The organism is Micrococcus sp. 2A, assembly GCF_039519235.1.
Lineage (GTDB): Bacteria > Actinomycetota > Actinomycetes > Actinomycetales > Micrococcaceae > Micrococcus.
Genome location: NZ_CP154351.1, coordinates 82,504 through 97,991, shown reverse-complemented (window position 1 = coordinate 97,991; position 15,488 = coordinate 82,504). Strand labels below are relative to the sequence as shown.

Below are 15,488 nucleotides of genomic sequence, written 5' to 3'. Positions count from 1 at the left end.
GCTCTCGTGCGACGCCGGGCCCTGCGGGTCAGTGGCCGTCGGAATGCGAATCGTCTGTCTTCGTGCCGTCACCATGCTCAGCGTCGATCACGAACTCGGCGGTGTGCACCTGCCCGTCGACCTGGAAGTCCAGGTAGAGCAGGTAACGGTCGGCGGTCGGGGCCTCCGCTGCGAATCCGATGTCGGGTCCGGCCGTGTCCCCGGCCTGGGGCTGGTCGCCCTCGGCGTGGACGTGCAGGTAGGCGAGGTCACCCTCGCGCAGCGCCACTAAGTGGCCGAACGCGCCCAGGTAAGGCTCCAGCGTGGTCACCGGCTGACCGTCACGCTCGACCGAGATGGTGAGCTCGCTTGAGGTGCCCGCAGTGAGGTCGCCGTTGAGGGAGACGGTGTATCCGTCGACCTCGTCGGTGGGCTGCGCCTCGGTCTCGACAGGGGTGAAGTCGCCCGCGACCTCGATTGCGCGGGTGAGAGTGATGCCTTCGGCTTCCTCGCCCGCGGGTGTGAAGTCGGCGTACACGCGGTAGGTGCCCGCCTCGTCCCAGGTCCACGGCACCGACCAGGTGCCTGTGCTCGTGTCGAGTTCGGGGTGCACGTGCTGGAAGCCGGCGCCGTCGGTGCGCACGGCGATCAGGTGCAGGTCCTTCTCGTGCGCGGTGGTGTATTCGGTCACCGGTTCGCCGGACTCGTCGAGGATCTGGAAGCTCAGGTCTCCATCCTCGCCTGCGGCCGTGGGGGCCTGGACCGGAGAGAGCACGAAGCCGTCCGCGCTTGCGGAGACCCCGTTCAGAGCGGGCTCCGCGGTTTCCTGCGCAGCGTCGCCGTGCCCTTCACCGTGTGCGTTCACGCCGCTTCCTTCTGCCCATGCTGCTGCGAAGCTATCGGGAATGACGGCGCCGGCGAGGCCGAAGGCCCCGCCGAACGCCACCACCAACCCGGCCCCGTAGAGCGCGAGCCGTCCTCCGGCCTTCATCAGACGCGCACCGCCGAGTAGCCGGCCTCCTCGACCGCCGCGAGGACCTTGGCGTCGTCGATCTCGCCCTCGGCGGTGACGTTGAGCTTGCCGGTCTGCGCGCTGACTTGGATGTCCTGGACGCCGGGGATCTCGCTGACCTCCTCGCGGATCGACATCTCGCAGTGGCCGCAGGTCATGCCCGTCACCTGGTAATCGTTCGAAGCCATCAGGTGTCCTCCTTGTATGTCGGGTTGTACGTCGGGAGTACCCCTACCGGGTACGTGTACTAGTCAAACGTATACCCATGTCAGGTATTCCGCAAGGAGGGAGGCGATCGTGTGAGCTGCATTGCGCAAGTGCTGCAAACAATGGTTGGAGCGTCCGAGGTGTGCCTTGTGGTGCACCGATGCTGCGGGGCGATCCGCTGGGTTCTGGCGCTGCGCGTCGGAGAGTAGTGACCCCTCGGCTCATCAGAACCGTGGACTGCCTTGCCGCATCGACGAAGGCAGCGAAGACTGGTACGAAACCGACTCGCGCCCAGACCCGTCAGTGAGTGGGGTCAACGCTCGGGAAGCGCGGTGCCGGAGACCCCAGGCAGGGGTCTCTGACGGTGACCCTGGTGAAGGCGCGCGGGCGCAGCAGCACGGGGACAGTCAGTGGCCGGGCCGATCCCGTGGAGGACGTCGTCACCCTCGGGGTTGTCGAGATGCAGCAAAGACTGCACGCGACTCGCCGTGAACCGTTCGGAGAGGGGGCGGGATCCGGTGTGTGAGGGAGCCTGGCCGGACGCCCCTGCCGTGCTGGGGCGGGGAGCAGGCTGGGGTATCGAGTCGACAACTCTAGGCTGTCACCGTGACCACTGTTTTAGATCACCTCCGCGCTGATGACCGCGAGCACGTCGGGTACATCGAGATGACCGACGAAGGCCTCTTCATCCCCTACGACCTCCTGCGTCGGCGATGCGGTGAACCCATGGAGTCGACCGAGGCCGAAGAACTGCTTGACACCGTCGGTTTGCAGGCGTTGGGCGAACAGTGGCTGCTTCGCACCGAGGGTGACGCATGGGTGCCCGTGGGCATCCAGGAGTTCTCACGAGAGGCCGTCACAGTGGCGCCGCGGCTCGATGACAGGGCGGTGGCCAAGGCGCCGGATCTCACCGCGACGGTGATGTTGTCGTTGCCGACGGATCGGCTCCGTTCCGCCGAATGAGGCTGGGCGGTTCCCTTCTCAGGCGAAGATCTCCCGCAAGGGTGTCCACCCCACGGGAAGCGGCCCGCAGATGGCGGCTCGTTGCCTGTCTGCCTCATGGGACCAGCCCTGAGCTTGTCCCGGGCTGCCGACCAGACCCCGGGCCAGGCGGAGTCCCACGTCCTCCAGGACGGCGTCCGGGGCGCTGCCCCGGCGCACTGAGGCGCGCACGCTCCAGGGTTCATCCGCCCAGCCACCCCCGCGCAGACTGCGGTAGTCGCCGTAGCGGGCGGGATCGGCGTAGTCCCAGCACCATTCCCAGATGTTGCCGAGCATGTCGTGCAGACCGTGCGGGTTGGCTTTCTTCATGCCGACGGGCTGGGGGCCCTCAAGGTGGTCGAGGCTGGTCCAGGCGATGTCTTCAAGCGGCCCGTAGGTGGGCGAGGTCGTTCCGGCGCGGCAGGCGTACTCCCACTCGGCCTCGGTGGGCAATCGGTACCCGTCAGCGCTCGTGTTCCAGGTGACGGAGCGTCCGTCCCCAGCATGCGTGTAGGCCGGCTGCAGCTCTTCAGCATTGGATAGCTCGTTGCAGAGGTTGATGGTCTCGAACCATGTCAGAGGCGTGAGCGGGCGTCCGGTGCTCCGGTCACGGAGGGGGTGCACGGCCATCTCGAAGGGCTCCAGTTCCACATCCCGTGTGGTCCCGCGACGGGCGTCACGCAGGGTGATTTTTCCCGAAGACAGGGTGGCCATGGAGGGCTGGTTCATGGCGTCAGCGTCGCACACGGGCTGACTGGAGAACCACGAGCTGCACCCGGACAGGGTTCAACTGTCAATACCTAAGTGGCTCGTGGTCGTATGAAACATATTTGCGCGTTTGTGAAATCTTCGCTGCATCTCGACAGCAGGACGCGGTGTTCGCCGGTGGGGAGCTCAATCCGCACGACCCTGCCCTCGCGGACGTTGCCGCGCGCCTCAGCCGTGGCCACGACGGTGAGGAGGAACGAGCCGTCCGGGGCCACCTCGGCGCCGAGGCCGAAGGCATGGGAGCGGTCGACGCCGGTGAGGTGGCGCAGGTGGTGCGCGGCGTCGTCGGCGGGGGCGGCGCCGTCGTCGCTGGCGTCCGACTCCGGGACGCCCTGCGGGTCCGGGCCGTCCTCGAGGAGGAAGAGCTCGGGGCGGGCGGGGCCGAGGTCGTGGTCCCAGAAGCGCACGGGGTAGCCGGCGTGGAGGATCGCGTCGACGCCGGCGTCCTTGCGGGCCTGCACGAGGCGGGCGTGCTCGGCCTCGGTGCTCGCGCCGCTCAGGCGCTCCGCGGTGACGACGACGCGGTCGGCGTGCGCGGCGCACGTGACGGCGGAGACGCCGCCGGGGCGGTTGAGCACGACGCGGGCCTCGCCGCCGCGGGCAGGGAGGGCCCAGAGCGCGGCGGCCTTGTCGGCGTCGTCGACGGAGGGGTCCGGGCGCGTGGAGGTGAAGTAGAGAGTGCCGTCCGCGGCGAACGCGGCGCCGGACTCGCCCTCCCGGGAGCGGGTGAGGCGGTGGGCGGGGCGCTCGCCTGCGGGGTCGAGCTCCCACAGTGCGGTGGCGTAGCCGGTGCCCTTGCCGTCGAGGGTGGCGACGGTGGTGACGAGGCGCGTGCCGTCCGGGCTCAGGGTGAGGCCGGAGACGCGGGGCAGTGCGACGAACGCGGAGAGGTCGTGGAAGGGGGTGGGGGCTGAAGCGGGCGTGGGGGCGGCCGAGGACGGGGTGTCGGGCGAGGTCATGCCGTCCGTTCTATCCGGGCTGGTGTGACCGGGGCAACACGGACCCCTCCCCGGGAGGCAGGCGCACACGCCGCAACGCCTTGGGGAAGCGGCGTGTGCGCCTGCCTCCGCGAAGGAGAGTGCCGACGTTCGGGCCGCCGCATCCCGTCCGTCGCGGCCCGAACGCAGGGGTCAGCCGCGGTGGCGGTCCGGTGGCGGTTCGGTGGCCGGGTGGCCGGGTGGCGACCTGAGCGTCCCCCTCAGCCTTCACCGGGCGCCCCGCCTCAGTCCTCGGCGCGGGCCTTCGCGCGGATCTCCTGCAGCTGCGTGCCGAGCCAGTCGACGTACTCGCCCATCCAGCCCGTGGCGCCGTGGTTCCAGCTCTCGCCGACCACGGAGTGCGGGAAGATCACGGCGTCGGAGAGGTGGTCGCGCAGGCCGAGCTCGGAGCCCTCGTCGTCCTTCAGGGTCACCCACTGCATGCCGTGGCGGGCGCCGAGGTGCTCCCCCAGCAGCACCACGACGACGTCGAGGTGCACTCCCAGCTCGTCCGGGTCCACGTCCGCCGCGCCGACCCGGGCCACGAGACGGTCGTAGTAGGCGCTCACGGCGTCCAGGTCCAGGTGGTCCACGCCCTCCTGCGCGGCGAAGTCGCGGCGGGCACTGACCCACTCCTGCTCGGTCTCGGTCAGGGGGGACAGATCGGGCTGCTCGGTCATGGGATCCATCGTGCCAGGCGTTCGGGCGACGACGGCGCCGCCCGAACGGGCATGGCCCCCTGCCACGCCCTTTGGGACACTGGCCTCATGCGCATCATGACGGTCTGCCTGGGCAACATCTGCCGCTCCCCCGCCGCCGAGGCCGTGCTGCGGCGCCGGATCGCGGAGGCCGGTCTCGACGACGTCGCGGTCACCTCCGCCGGCACCGCCGACGACCACGTGGGCGAACAGCCCCACGAGCTCACCCGGGAGGTCGGCGAGAAGCTCGGCTACGACTTCCCCACCGTCGGCGCCCAGTTCAGCGCGCAGGACCTCGAGGGGGCGGATCTCGTCCTCGTGATGGACCGCATGAACCTGGAGGACGCGCGGCGCCTGGCCGCCACGGACGCCCAGCGGGCGAAGGTCCGCCTGCTCGGCGAGTTCGCCTCGGACGTGGACACGGCCGGCGTGGTCGAGGTCCCGGACCCGTGGGGCCGCCCGCGCGGGCAGTTCGAGGAGATGTACCGCCAGATCGAGGACGCGGCCGACGGCGTCGTCGCCGCGATCCGGGACGGGCAGGTCTGACATGGTCCAGCACCAGGCCGAGGACACGTTCTTCCGCAAGCACCGCGCCGGAGCGCCCGAGCGCTTCTTCGAGCGGGAGGCCGCCGGCCTGCGCGCGCTCGGGGCGGCCGGCGCCCGGGTCCCCAAGGTGCTCAACGTGGACGACGGCAGCCTGCGGATCGGGCGCGTGAGGACCGGCGGCCGCCCCTCCCCGCAGACCGAGGAGGCCTTCGGCCGCGAGCTGGCCGCCCTGCACGCCGGGTCGCGCCGTCCCGCCGGTGAGGCCGACTCCTTCGGCTCCCACGACGGCGTCCCGATCGGCTATCTCGGCGAGGCTCCCGTGGACTACACGCCCACCGGCACGTGGGCCGAGTCCTGGGTCGCACGGCGGATCGTGCCGCTGGCCCGCGAGGCGGAGCGGCGCGGCGTCGTGCCGACCGCGGCCCTGGCGACGGCGGAGCGGCTCGCCGAGCTCACGGACGGTTTCGGGACGGACTCACCCGTGGACCACCCGGGCGCGGCGGTGCTGGGGCCTGCCGAGCCGTCGTCGCTGCTGCACGGGGACCTGTGGGCGGGCAACCGGCTGCTGGACCACGAGGGCCGCTCCTGGCTGATCGACCCGAGCGCGCACCGCGGCCACCGCGAGGTGGAGCTGGCGATGATGCAGCTCTTCGGCGGCTTCGGCGAGGAGGCGTTCGCCGCGTACGAGGAGTCGTTCCCCCTGGCCGAGGGCTGGCGCGATCGCGTGGCGCCGTACCAGGCGGTGCCGCTGCTGGTGCACGCGATCCTCTTCGGCGGCTCCTACGGGCCGCGGGTCGTGGACTCCCTCGAGGCGGCGGTCCGGCTGGGCGGCTGAGGCTGACCGAGGACGGCGCCCGGCCTGTCCCCTCCTTCCCGGAGCCCCCTCTCGACGGCGGGCAACGAGTCCATGCCCGGCATCGTGGCCATCGCGCCAACGGGTGGTTCTTCGTGGCCTTCTTCGCCTGTGACGAGGCCATCGCCGCCAGCTCCACGTGAAGGCCCCTCTGCGTCGCCACGCTCCATCGGTCCGCCGCTCGCATGCCGTCGAAGAGGCGGGAGACATCGAAGAAGTCCAAGACCTCCAGCACCACCCAGAGGCGCATGCGCCCGTGGCAGCGTGCGGGCGACCTCGTCGAGCCTCGTCGAGCCTCGCCGTTGTCAAGCGTCATGCCGCGTCCACGCAGGAGTGACCGCTGCTGTACCACCGTGGTGGACGTCTTCAGCGGACGCATTCGGCCTCCGGTCGGCGCGGCGCCGGGACGGGGTGGACGTGCTGGGCTCCTCAGGCGTCGTCGGGCTCGGCGAGGACGTCCAGGACGCGGGCCGCCGCTTCGTCGCGCAGGGCCCCGCGGGCGGCGGCGCGCCGAGCGGTCGCGGCCGCGAGCGCCTCCCACGTGTCCAGCACGTCGGCGGGCATGCCCTCGGCCACCAGCTCGCGCAGGGTGTCGCGATGGGCGCGCACGGTCTCGACGTCGCCGCGGGCCACCGGGCCGGTCAGGGCGTCGTCGCCGTCGGCCAGGGCGTTCTCGAGCGAGGCGCTCAGGAGCGGGCGCAGCAGCCGCTCGGTGTCCGCCATCCCGATCTGCCGCAGCAGCTGGGCCGCCTGCGCCGTCACGGTGACGAGGTGGTTCGAGCCGTGGCTCAGCGCCGCGTGGTAGACCGCGCGGTCCGCCTCCTTGATCACCACGGGCTCGCCGCCCATCTCCACCGCGAGCGCCTGCGCCACGGGCAGCACGACGGGATCCGCGGTCACGCCGAACACGCAGTCCCGCAGTCGGGCGAGGTCCAGGCTCAGCCCTGTGAAGGTCATGGCCGGGTGGATGGCCAGCGGGATGGCCCCGGCCGCGCGCACGGGGCCCATCACGCCCACGCCGTAGCGGCCCGAGGTGTGCACCAGCAGGTGGCCGGCCTGCACGTGCCCGGCGGCCACGAGCCCGGCCACGAGCTCCCCCAGGACGTCGTCCGGCACCGCGAACAGCACCATCTCGGAGCGCCGCAGGATCTCCGGGACCTCCAGCACGGGCACGTCCGGCAGCAGCGCCTCGGCCCGGGTCCGGGAGGCCTCGGAGACGGCGTGCACGCCCGTGACGGTGTGCCCCGCGTTCCGCAGGGCCGCGCCCAGCACGGCGCCCACCCTCCCCGCGCCGATCACCCCGACGCCGAGCCGCCCGGGCCGCTCCCGCGGGTCCAGGCTCGTGTCCAGTCCGCCGGTCATGCGCTCTCCTCTCGGGGGGCGACGGCGACGCCCGCCACCGCCAGCTCGCGCCGCCCGACGTCGGTGCTCGCCACCTCGCGCGTGCGCTGCTCGAAGCGCTCGAGCTCCTCGGGGGCCATCCACCGGTTGCGGTCGGCCAGGCGGCGCGACCGGGCGGCGTGCCCCGACTCGAGGGCGAACAGCTCGAGGGCCTCCGCCTCGTCGAGGTCCGGAACGGTGGCTGTGGCGCCGGCCATGCCCACCGTGACGGTGGCGATCCGCAGGCGCCGCTGCACCGGCCCCTGGTTCAGCGACGCGGTCTGCATGCGCTCGTGCTGCAGGGTCTGGAACGAGCGGTTCCACCGCCCGCGCCGCACCACGAGCAGCGTGCGCGTGGTGGTGCAGCCGGTGCGGTGCCAGGACCGCAGGTTGAACCACCAGCGGGCGCGCCGCGGGATGTGCCGAAAGCCGCCCTCGGTCCCGGAGCCGTGCAGGCCCAGGTGCATGAGGCCGGCGGGGGTGAGGCCGGCCTCGGCGCGGGGGTCGCCGTCGAGCCCGGGATCCGGAGCCGCCACGGTGAGCACCCGGAGCACATCCTCCCAGCGGCCCACCGGCAGGGCCGTGCTTCGCTCGCCCCCGGAGCCCCCGCCGTAGCCGGCCACGGACACCTTCACGCGATACCACCCGAACGGCCGCCAGAACAGCGGCTGGGCGACGGTCACGCCCTGCACGCGCCCCGGCGGGATGGTCTGGGAGGTGGTCTCGGTGAGGCCGTGGCGCAGGCGCAGCCCATCCGGGGAGCGGCGCACCGTGAACCCCCAGCCGGAGTTCAGCCCGGACCACAGCCCGCCCAGCAGCGCGAAGCCGAGGGGCAGGGACGGGGCCCCGATCAGGCCGAGCACCGCCATCTCCTCGCCGTCCAGCCACGAGGAGGGCACCAGGCGCGCCGCCACGGACACGGCGGCCGCCCACAGCGCGAACGCCACGGCGACGCCGGCCACCGACCCGGAGAGCAGCACCGAGCCGACCAGCCGGCCGGGGGGCACGGTGAGCATGAGCTCACCCTCGTCGGCGGCGCGGTGCAGGTCCGCGGCCGAGGCCGACGGCGGGCCGTCTCCGGTCACCGCCCCGGAGGCGCGGTCCAGGATCTCGCGGCGCAGCTGCTCGGCGTGGCGCTTCTTCAGGTAGGAGAGCTCGAGCGCGGACTCCCCGCCGTCGGCCGCCTCCACCTTCACGGCCGCCAGCCCGAGGATCCGGGCGACGAAGGGGTGCTGGAGGTCGACGGCCTGGATGCGGTCGTACTTCATCTGCCGGCGGCTGCGGAAGATCCACCCCTGCCGCAGCTCGATCTCCTCGCGGCCCAGGCGGAAGCGCGTGAACCACCAGGAGAAGAAGAACGCGAGGCAGACCAGCAGCAGGACACCGGCCGCGATCGCCCCGCCGATCAGGAGGGACTGTGGGTCCACGGGGTCGCCGGACGAGGTCTCCGCCTGACCCAGCGCGCGGGCGACCGCCTGCTCCACGACGTCGCGCCCCACCACGAAGGCGAGCACGGCCAGGCCGGTCCAGCCCTTCACCCACGGAGAGGCGGGGTGGACGCGCACCCAGCCGTCGTCGTCGTCGTGGAGGTCGGGGTCGGGGCGTGCGCTCACAGGCCCGCCAATCGGGCCTGGCCGCGGGCCATGAGCACCTCTCGGAGCTCGTCGCACGTGGCGGCGGGGATGCCCTCGAGGGTGACGTCGCCGCCGGAGGACGCCGTCTTGAGCGTGAGGGTCTGGAGGCCGTAGCGGCGCAGGAGCGGGCCGTCCGAGGTGTCCACGTACTGCAGCCGCCCGTAGGGGACGGCGTTCACGGTGCGGAAGAGCAGGCCTTCGCGCCACAGCAGGTCGTCCTCGCGCTCGGCCCAGCCCATGGCGCGCACGCTCCGCGGGATGAGGACGAGGTCGGCCGCCCAGGAGAGCAGCACGACCGCGGGCAGGCCCCACGCGGCCCACGCCCACATGCCCTCCCACACACCGGTGAGCTTCAGCACGAGCGGCACGGAGAGGACTGCCAGGAGGATCACGTGCCCGATCGCCGAGGAGATCAGCTTCACTGGTGTCAGCTTGGACGAGACGGGCGTGAACACCACCCCGTCCTGGTCAATCCCGGCCACGTGCGTACCCTCCCTCGGTCTCGGGGCGGCCCCGTCGGCCGCCTCCCGGGAGTCCATCCTGCCCGCCCGCGCCGCCGCCATCCTCCTCAGGGGGGATCCTGCACCAGGCCTCCACCACGAGGCCCGCCACGAGCATCACCAGTCCGCCCACGGTCAGCAGGGCGGCGTCCACCACGGTGGGGGCCCGGGTGCCCGTGTGGGAGGCCACCTGCCCCGCGACGCCGGCGTGCCAGCCGGCCAGCGCCGCGCCCGTGAAGCCGACGGCCTGCCCCAGGACCAGCGTGCGCGCCGCGGCCAGCGGGTCCATGCGCTCGGCCACGGGCTTCTCGCGGTCCCGCCGCACGCGCCACGCCAGCGCGAGGACGAGGACGCAGACGGCCGCCGCCGTGATGAGGCCGGTGCGTCCCACGGCCGGAGCGGGCAGGCCCATCGAGGGCGCGGCCAGGGCGGCGAGCCAGCCGAGCACACCGGCAGCCAGCAGCACGACGGCGGTCCACGCCGAGCGCAGGGAGGTCACGTCGCGTCCCTCCCGGCCTGCCCTGGCGCGCCGAGAAGGCGGGCGCGGCGGGGCGCCGCACGGCGGACGCCCCCGGCGTCGGCGGCGCGCTCGGCGAGCTGCGCGACGGGCTCGCCCGCGAGCTCGGCCGCGGGATCGAGCCACAGCCACGGCAGGAGCACGAAGGCCCGCTGCGCGGCCCGCGGGTGCGGGAGGGTGAGGTCCGGGTGGTCGCTGCGCAGCTCGCCGTAGGCGATGAGGTCGACGTCGAGGGTGCGGGCGCCCCAGCGCTCCGAACGGCGGCGGTGGTGGTCCTGTTCGAGCCGGTGCGCCAGGCCGAGGAGCTCCCACGGGGAGAGGCTCGTGCGGATCCGGAGCACCTGATTGAGGTAGTCCGGCTGTCCGGGCGGGCCGCCCACGGGGGCCGTGACGGCGCGGGGGGACGCCTTCACGTCATGGACGTCGGGGGTGACGGTGATGACGGCGACGGCGTGGTCGAGGGTCTCCCGGACGTCCCCGAGGTTGGCCCCGAGCGCGAGCACGGCCGTCACCGGCTCGACCGGGCGGGCGGCCAGCTCCGGCGTCGGGGCGGGCCCCTCGGCGGGGTGGGACGCGGGGCTCATCTCCCCTCCTCCCTGCGGCGGAGCACCGTGACGGCCGCGTCGGCGAAGTCGTGCGGGATGGGGGCCTGCGGCTTGTGCACGGTGACCTCCACCGCCTCCACCACGGGCTGCTCCGCGAGGACGGCGGCCGCGATCCGCACGGCCAGCGTCTCGATCAGGTCCACCGGCTCGCCCGTCACGAGCCGGACCACGGTGTCGGCGACCTCGCCGTAGTGGGCGGTGCGGGCGAGGTCGTCCGTGGCGGCGGCAGGGCCGGCGTCGAGGTGGAGCACCACGTCCGTGACGAACGGCTGCCCGTCCCGGCGCTCGTGCTCGAACACGCCGTGCCGGCCCACGGCCGTGAGGCCAGTCAGGCGGATGCGGTCCGGGGCGGTGCCGCGCCCGGCCGCGCTCACGCCGGCACCTCGGCCGAGAGGGATCTCCCCAGCCACGAGGCACCGCGCCACGCCGCGGCGGCGCGCACCGCGGCCGCGCTGGAGGGGACGTCGTGCACGCGGACGGCCCACACGCCGTGGAAGGCGGAGAGCGCGCTGACCGCGGCGGTGGCGGCGTCCCGCTCGGTCGGCTCCGGGGCCGCGCCGTCCGCGTCCTCCAGGAGCGAGCCCAGGAAGCGCTTGCGGGAGGCGGCCACCAGCACGGGGTGGCCCATCGCCTGCAGCCACTCGAGGCCGCGCAGCAGCTCCCAGTTCTGCTCGCCGGCCTTCGCGAAGCCGAGCCCCGGGTCCAGGATCAGCTGCTCGCGCTCCACGCCCGCCGCCATGAAGCGCTCCGCCACGGCGCGCAGCTCGCACACCACGTCCGGCACGGTGTCCGCGTACTCCGCCAGTCCGTCCATGGCCTGGGGCTTGCCGCGGTTGTGCATGAGCACGTACGGCGCGCCCGTCTCGGCGATGAGCTCGGGCATGTCCGGCTCGTGGACGAGGCCGGAGACGTCGTTGACGATCACGGGGCCCAGCTCGAGGGCGGCCCGCGCGGTGGCCGTGTGCATCGTGTCCACGGAGACCACGGCCCCGTCGGCCAGCAGCGCCTCGACGACCGGGAGGATCCGCTCCTGCTCCTGCTGCGGGGGCACGGCCTGCGCGCCCGGGCGCGTGGACTCGCCGCCGACGTCGATGATGTCCGCCCCCTCGGCGAGCATCCGCCGCGCGTGGGCGAGGGCGGGGCCGACGGCGTCGTGGGCGCCGCCGTCGGAGAACGAGTCCGGGGTGACGTTCAGGATGCCCATCACCAGGGTGCGGTCCGCGGGCAGGGCGCCCAGCAGGGCCCGGTTGGCCTCACGCGTGCTCACTGTGTCCTCCTCGTTCGGGGGCGGCGCCCGCGGGTGCGCCCGACGTCGCTCAGCCGTGCATGATGAGGCTCATGGCCTCGGAGCGTGTGGACGGGTCCCGCAGCTGCCCGCGCACGGCGGAGGTGACGGTCTTCGCGCCCGGCTTGCGCACCCCCCGCATGGACATGCACAGGTGCTCGGCCTCGACCACCACGATCGCACCCTTCGGCGCCAGGTGCTCCATGAGGGCCTCCACCACCTGCGTGGTGAGCCGTTCCTGCACCTGCGGGCGGCGGGCGTAGAGCTCCACGAGCCGGGCGAGCTTGGACAGCCCCGTCACCCGCCCCTCGGCGGAGGGGATGTAGCCGATGTGCGCCACGCCGTGGAAGGGGACCAGGTGGTGCTCGCACGTGGAGTAGAAGGGGATGTCCTTCACCACCACGAGCTCCTCGTGCGCGATGTCGAACGTGGTGCCCAGCACCTGCTCGGGGCTCTGGTGCAGGCCCGCGAAGAACTCCGCGTACGCCTTGGCCACGCGCTTCGGGGTGTCCTGCAGCCCCTCGCGGTCCGGGTCCTCGCCGATCGCCTCGAGGATCTCCCGGACGGCCCGCTCGATGCGCGGCCGGTCCACGGCGGTCGAGCGCGGGTCGAACGTGCCGGGCACGCCCGGGAACGCGTCGTCGTCGCCCATCGGGCCGTCGTCGTGCAGGAGCAGGTCCGGGTTCACCACGTCGGCCCCTTCCCGGGGCCGGGCGCGTTGCCCGGGCCGGTGGCCGGCGGCGTGCCGCCGGGGGCGTCTCCGCCCAGCGACGACGGCGGCGCGCCCTCGGGAGCGACCGGCACCGTGCTGTCCGAGGTGCCGACGGGCGCCTGCTCCTCCGCGTCGCGGCGCGAGCGGCGCTCGGCCGGGGAGAGGACGGGCGGCACGTCGTGGGGGAGGCGCTCGTCGGCCGCGAGCCAGAGATCCCGCTCCGGACGCTTGCGCACGTCCGCGAAGATCTCGGCGATCTCCTCCTGGTTGAGGGTCTCCCGCTCGAGGAGCTCGTAGGCGAGCCGGTCGAGGATGTCACGGTTCTCGGTGAGCACCCAGTGGGCGTCGGCGTGCGCACCGTCGAGGAGGGCGCGGACCTCGGCGTCCACGAGGGAGGCCAGCTCGTCGGAGTACTCGCGGGACGAGCTGCCGGAGCCCCCGCCCACGAACGGCTCGGAGTCCCCCGTGCCGAGCTTCACGGCGCCCACGCGGGAGCTCATGCCGTACTCGGTGACCATCTTGCGCGCCGTCTCGGTGGCCTTCTGGATGTCGTTGGCCGCGCCGGTGGAGGGGTCCTTGAAGACGACCTCCTCGGCCACGCGGCCGCCCATCGCGTAGGCCAGCTGGTCGAGCAGCTCGTTGCGCGTGACCGAGTACTTGTCGCTCTCCGGCACCACCATCGTGTAGCCCAGGGCGCGGCCGCGCGGCAGGATCGTGATCTTGGTGACGGGGGCGGAGTTGCGCAGGCCGGCCGCCACGAGCGCGTGGCCGCCCTCGTGGTAGGCCGTGACCTTGCGCTCGTGCTCGTTCATGAGGCGCGTGCGCTTCTGCGGGCCCGCCATCACGCGGTCCACGGCCTCGTCCAGGGCCTTGTCGTCGATCACGTTGTTGTTCGAGCGGGCCGTGAGCAGCGCCGCCTCGTTGATGACGTTCGCCAGGTCCGCTCCCGTGTAGCCCGGGGTGCGCTTGGCCAGGGAGCGCAGGTCCACGTCCATGGCGATCGGCTTGCCCTGCGCGTGGACCTCGAGGATCTTCGCGCGGCCCTCCAGGTCAGGGGCCTCCACGGGGATCTGCCGGTCGAAGCGGCCGGGGCGCAGCAGCGCCGGGTCCAGGACGTCCGGGCGGTTGGTGGCCGCGATCATGATGACGTTGGTGGAGGCGTCGAAGCCGTCCATCTCCACGAGCATCTGGTTCAGGGTCTGCTCGCGCTCGTCGTTGCCGCCGCCGATGCCCGCGCCGCGGTGCCGGCCGACGGCGTCGATCTCGTCCACGAAGATGATGGCCGGCGCGTTGTTCTTGGCCTGCTCGAAGAGGTCGCGCACGCGGGAGGCGCCCACGCCCACGAACATCTCCACGAAGTCCGAGCCGGAGATCGAGTAGAAGGGCACCCCGGCCTCGCCGGCCACGGCCTTGGCGAGCAGGGTCTTGCCCGTGCCGGGAGGGCCGTAGAGCAGCACGCCCTTGGGGATCTTGGCGCCCACCGCGTGGAAGCGGTCCGGGACGGTGAGGAACTCCTTGATCTCCTCGAGCTCCTCCACGGCCTCGTCCGCGCCGGCGACGTCCTTGAACAGCACGTCCGGGTTGTCCTTGTTGATGAGCTTCGCGCGGGACTTGCCGAACTGCATGACCTTGCCGCCGCCGCCCTGCATGCGGGAGAGGAGGAACCAGAAGAACAGGGAGATCAGCAGGAACGGGACCATGAGGCCCAGCAGCGAGGTGAGCCAGTTGCTGCGCACCGGCTCGTCCGTGTAGCCGTCCAGCGCGGACTGGTCCACGGCCGCGACGACGTCGTCCGCGCGCGCCGCGGAGAAGTGGAAGTAGACGTCCTTGCCGAGGTCCCGGCCGTCCTGCTCGTAGGGCTCACGGAGGGAGAGGTCCACGCGCTGGTCGCCGTCGACCACGCGGGCCTCCACGGCCCTGTCGTCCTTCAGCATGGACATGCCCACGTTGGTGTCCACCATCGCGCGGCCGCCCTGGCTCGTGGCCAGCGGGATGGCCATCCCCAGCACGAGGAGCCCGAGCAGGATCCAGACGTAGGGCTTGTTGAACAGCTTCTTCACGGTCCGTCTGTCTCCTGGTCTGCCATGTCCCGGCGGGACGCGGGCCGGGTGCACGGAGGCGCGGCCCGGGCCTTGGGTCACTGCACCACGGTACCGGGCGGGCGGAGCGGCGCGGGGACGGGCCGCGGGGAGTTCGCCGCCGGTGGACAGCCCCCTCTCCCCCGCGGGCGGCGGGGGTCAGCTGTAGACGTGCGGGGCCAGCGTGCCGACGAAGTCCAGGTTGCGGTACTTCTCGGCGTAGTCGAGGCCGTAGCCCACCACGAACTCGTTGGGGATGTCGCGGCCGACGTACTTCACGTCGATCTCCACCTTCATCGCGTCCGGCTTGCGCAGCAGCGCGCAGATCTCCACCGACTCCGGGCCGCGGGACTCGAGGTTCGCCTTGAGCCAGGAGAGGGTCAGCCCCGAGTCGATGATGTCCTCCACGATCAGCACGTGGCGGCCGGTCAGGTCCGCGTCGAGGTCCTTGAGGATCCGCACCACGCCGGAGGACTTGGTGCCGGAGCCGTAGGAGGACACGGCCATGAAGTCCATCTCGACGTGCGAGTGCAGGGCCCGGGTGAGGTCGGCGACCACCATCACGGCGCCCTTGAGCACGGCCACGATCAGGAGGTCCTTGGACTCGTAGTCGCGGTCGATCTGCGCGGCGAGGTCCGTGATGGTGTCCTGGACCTCCTCCTTGCTCATGAGGACGTGGGTGAGGTCTTTCCGGACATCCTGTGCGTCCATGCGGGTGCCGCTCCTGGGTGCTCGTGCGGGTGGGGCCGGCGCCGG

The 15,488-nt window shown here is 72.7% G+C and carries 18 protein-coding genes; 3 read left to right on the top strand and 15 right to left on the bottom strand.

The window, feature by feature from the left end; all coding sequences use genetic code 11:
* Nucleotides 1-28 precede the first annotated feature (28 nt).
* Nucleotides 29-928: a hypothetical protein gene (locus AAG742_RS00455; RefSeq protein WP_343282137.1), complete on the bottom strand. Its 900-nt coding sequence runs from the start codon at nt 926-928 to the stop codon at nt 29-31.
* 41 nt (nt 929-969) lie between these two features.
* Nucleotides 970-1,179 carry a heavy metal-associated domain-containing protein gene (locus AAG742_RS00450; protein WP_006213359.1) on the bottom strand — a complete coding sequence of 70 codons (210 nt, stop codon included), beginning with the start codon at nt 1,177-1,179 and terminating at the stop codon, nt 970-972.
* Between the two features lie 625 nt (nt 1,180-1,804).
* On the opposite strand from AAG742_RS00450, the gene AAG742_RS00445 reads away from it, so the two are divergent.
* On the top strand, nt 1,805-2,161 hold the full coding sequence (locus AAG742_RS00445; protein ID WP_061873204.1) for a hypothetical protein: 357 nt from the start codon (nt 1,805-1,807) through the stop codon (nt 2,159-2,161).
* Nucleotides 2,162-2,179: 18 nt separating this feature from the next.
* On the opposite strand, the gene AAG742_RS00440 is transcribed toward AAG742_RS00445, so the two are convergent.
* The 3 genes from AAG742_RS00440 to AAG742_RS00430 form a co-directional block, all read right to left on the bottom strand.
* Nucleotides 2,180-2,908, bottom strand: coding sequence for an SUMF1/EgtB/PvdO family nonheme iron enzyme (locus AAG742_RS00440; protein ID WP_223246359.1), 729 nt, complete (start codon nt 2,906-2,908; stop codon nt 2,180-2,182).
* A 71-nt stretch (nt 2,909-2,979) separates the two neighbouring features.
* Nucleotides 2,980-3,906 (bottom strand): hypothetical protein, encoded by a 927-nt coding sequence (locus tag AAG742_RS00435; protein ID WP_343282182.1) that lies wholly within the window; start codon nt 3,904-3,906, stop codon nt 2,980-2,982.
* Between the two features lie 263 nt (nt 3,907-4,169).
* Entirely contained in the window at nt 4,170-4,604 is a 435-nt protein-coding gene (locus tag AAG742_RS00430; RefSeq protein ID WP_298710705.1) for a DUF3806 domain-containing protein, read from the bottom strand.
* Nucleotides 4,605-4,691: 87 nt separating this feature from the next.
* Between AAG742_RS00430 and AAG742_RS00425 the strand changes: the two genes are divergently transcribed.
* Both AAG742_RS00425 and AAG742_RS00420 read left to right on the top strand, forming a co-directional pair.
* Nucleotides 4,692-5,168 (top strand): low molecular weight protein-tyrosine-phosphatase, encoded by a 477-nt coding sequence (locus AAG742_RS00425; RefSeq protein ID WP_298710708.1) that lies wholly within the window; start codon nt 4,692-4,694, stop codon nt 5,166-5,168.
* A gap of 1 nt (nt 5,169) precedes the next feature.
* Nucleotides 5,170-6,003 (top strand): fructosamine kinase family protein, encoded by an 834-nt coding sequence (locus AAG742_RS00420; protein ID WP_298710713.1) that lies wholly within the window; start codon nt 5,170-5,172, stop codon nt 6,001-6,003.
* Nucleotides 6,004-6,450: 447 nt separating this feature from the next.
* Here AAG742_RS00420 and AAG742_RS00415 read toward each other — a convergent pair whose 3' ends face one another.
* From AAG742_RS00415 to hpt, 10 genes are all read right to left on the bottom strand, one after another.
* Nucleotides 6,451-7,383 carry a DUF2520 domain-containing protein gene (locus AAG742_RS00415; RefSeq protein WP_298710716.1) on the bottom strand — a complete coding sequence of 311 codons (933 nt, stop codon included), beginning with the start codon at nt 7,381-7,383 and terminating at the stop codon, nt 6,451-6,453.
* Entirely contained in the window at nt 7,380-9,014 is a 1,635-nt protein-coding gene (locus tag AAG742_RS00410; RefSeq protein ID WP_298710720.1) for a PH domain-containing protein, read from the bottom strand. The genes AAG742_RS00415 and AAG742_RS00410 overlap by 4 nt, the downstream gene beginning before the upstream one ends.
* Complete coding sequence (locus AAG742_RS00405; protein ID WP_343282181.1) at nt 9,011-9,574, bottom strand: PH domain-containing protein; 564 nt, start codon at nt 9,572-9,574, stop codon at nt 9,011-9,013. The genes AAG742_RS00410 and AAG742_RS00405 overlap by 4 nt, the downstream gene beginning before the upstream one ends.
* Nucleotides 9,504-10,034 (bottom strand): DUF3180 domain-containing protein, encoded by a 531-nt coding sequence (locus tag AAG742_RS00400; RefSeq protein WP_343282180.1) that lies wholly within the window; start codon nt 10,032-10,034, stop codon nt 9,504-9,506. Before AAG742_RS00400 ends, AAG742_RS00405 begins: the two co-directional genes overlap by 71 nt.
* Nucleotides 10,031-10,636, bottom strand: coding sequence for a 2-amino-4-hydroxy-6-hydroxymethyldihydropteridine diphosphokinase (gene folK / locus AAG742_RS00395; RefSeq protein ID WP_298710729.1), 606 nt, complete (start codon nt 10,634-10,636; stop codon nt 10,031-10,033). The genes AAG742_RS00400 and folK overlap by 4 nt, the downstream gene beginning before the upstream one ends.
* Nucleotides 10,633-11,031 (bottom strand): dihydroneopterin aldolase, encoded by a 399-nt coding sequence (gene folB, locus AAG742_RS00390; RefSeq protein WP_248118423.1) that lies wholly within the window; start codon nt 11,029-11,031, stop codon nt 10,633-10,635. The genes folK and folB overlap by 4 nt, the downstream gene beginning before the upstream one ends.
* Nucleotides 11,028-11,924 (bottom strand): dihydropteroate synthase, encoded by an 897-nt coding sequence (gene folP / locus AAG742_RS00385; RefSeq protein ID WP_298710732.1) that lies wholly within the window; start codon nt 11,922-11,924, stop codon nt 11,028-11,030. Before folP ends, folB begins: the two co-directional genes overlap by 4 nt.
* Nucleotides 11,925-11,973: 49 nt before the next feature.
* Nucleotides 11,974-12,594 (bottom strand): GTP cyclohydrolase I FolE, encoded by a 621-nt coding sequence (gene folE, locus AAG742_RS00380; RefSeq protein ID WP_298710877.1) that lies wholly within the window; start codon nt 12,592-12,594, stop codon nt 11,974-11,976.
* A gap of 32 nt (nt 12,595-12,626) precedes the next feature.
* Entirely contained in the window at nt 12,627-14,714 is a 2,088-nt protein-coding gene (ftsH, locus tag AAG742_RS00375; protein ID WP_298710735.1) for an ATP-dependent zinc metalloprotease FtsH, read from the bottom strand.
* A 177-nt stretch (nt 14,715-14,891) separates the two neighbouring features.
* Complete coding sequence (hpt, locus tag AAG742_RS00370) at nt 14,892-15,443, bottom strand: hypoxanthine phosphoribosyltransferase (RefSeq protein WP_298710738.1); 552 nt, start codon at nt 15,441-15,443, stop codon at nt 14,892-14,894.
* Between the last annotated feature and the right edge of the window lie 45 nt (nt 15,444-15,488).

Coding starts and splice junctions, on each gene's coding strand:
- AAG742_RS00450 (WP_006213359.1), bottom strand. CDS start 1,179: ATGGCTTCGAACGATTACCAGGTGACGGGCATGACCTGCGGCCACTGC.
- folE (WP_298710877.1), bottom strand. CDS start 12,594: ATGGGCGACGACGACGCGTTCCCGGGCGTGCCCGGCACGTTCGACCCG.
- folK (WP_298710729.1), bottom strand. CDS start 10,636: ATGAGCCCCGCGTCCCACCCCGCCGAGGGGCCCGCCCCGACGCCGGAG.
- AAG742_RS00405 (WP_343282181.1), bottom strand. CDS start 9,574: ATGGACTCCCGGGAGGCGGCCGACGGGGCCGCCCCGAGACCGAGGGAG.
- hpt (WP_298710738.1), bottom strand. CDS start 15,443: ATGGACGCACAGGATGTCCGGAAAGACCTCACCCACGTCCTCATGAGC.
- AAG742_RS00430 (WP_298710705.1), bottom strand. CDS start 4,604: ATGACCGAGCAGCCCGATCTGTCCCCCCTGACCGAGACCGAGCAGGAG.
- AAG742_RS00425 (WP_298710708.1), top strand. CDS start 4,692: ATGCGCATCATGACGGTCTGCCTGGGCAACATCTGCCGCTCCCCCGCC.
- AAG742_RS00415 (WP_298710716.1), bottom strand. CDS start 7,383: ATGACCGGCGGACTGGACACGAGCCTGGACCCGCGGGAGCGGCCCGGG.
- AAG742_RS00435 (WP_343282182.1), bottom strand. CDS start 3,906: ATGACCTCGCCCGACACCCCGTCCTCGGCCGCCCCCACGCCCGCTTCA.
- AAG742_RS00420 (WP_298710713.1), top strand. CDS start 5,170: ATGGTCCAGCACCAGGCCGAGGACACGTTCTTCCGCAAGCACCGCGCC.
- AAG742_RS00440 (WP_223246359.1), bottom strand. CDS start 2,908: ATGAACCAGCCCTCCATGGCCACCCTGTCTTCGGGAAAAATCACCCTG.